Consider the following 879-nt stretch of genomic DNA (forward strand, 5'->3'; position numbering starts at 1 on the left):
CTGGCGCTGGTAGTGGCCGAAGGAGTCGCGGAAGCCCAACGTGCGGTCGATGACCTGCTGGGGGCTGCCGACGGTCAGCGGGGTCTCTTCCATGTACTCCTCCAGCGACGGTCCGCCGCCCATCAGGGGGTGGTGGTCGAAGTAGGGCCGGAACTCCTTCACCGCGTCCTGGGAGTTCTTGCGCATGAACACCTGCCCGCCCAGGCCGACGATGGCCTGGTCGGCCTTGCCGTGTCCGTAGTGCTCGAAGCGGCGACGGTAGAGCGAGATGAGCTTCTTGGTGTGCGTGGCGGGCCAGAAGATGTTGTTGTGGAAGAAGCCGTCACCGTAGTAGGCGGCCTGCTCGGCGATCTCGGGGCTGCGGATGGAGCCGTGCCAGACGAAGGGCGGCACGTCGTCCAGGGGGCGCGGCGTGGAGGTGAAGCCCTGCAAGGGGGTGCGGAACTTGCCCTCCCAGTCCACCACGTCCTCGCGCCAGAGCCGGTGCAAAAGGTGGTAGTTCTCCAGGGCCAGCGGGATGCCCTGGCGGATGTCCTGCCCGAACCAGGGGTAGACGGGGCCGGTGTTGCCGCGGCCCATCATCAGGTCCACCCGGCCCTCGGCCAGGTGCTGGAGCATGGCGAAGTCCTCGGCGATCTTGACCGGGTCGTTGGTCGTGATCAGCGTGGTGGAGGTGGACAGGATGAGCTTGTCGGTCCTGGCCGCGACGTAGCCGAGCATCGTGGTCGGCGAGGAGGCCACGAACGGCGGGTTGTGGTGCTCTCCGGTGGCGAAGACGTCCAGGCCGACCTCCTCGGCCTTGAGCGCGATGGTCACCATCGCCTTGACGCGCTCGGCCTCGGTCGGCGTACGGCCGGTGGTGGGGTCGGTGGTCACGTC

The 879-nt window shown here is 67.8% G+C and carries 1 protein-coding gene; it reads right to left on the bottom strand.

The features are described from left to right. A partial coding sequence (locus FYW99_RS31575) for a CE1758 family FMN-dependent luciferase-like monooxygenase (RefSeq protein ID WP_150256272.1) occupies positions 1-879 on the bottom strand: 879 nt, incomplete at both ends.

This window comes from Nocardiopsis deserti (assembly GCF_008638355.1).
GTDB classification, from domain to species: domain Bacteria; phylum Actinomycetota; class Actinomycetes; order Streptosporangiales; family Streptosporangiaceae; genus Nocardiopsis; species Nocardiopsis alborubida.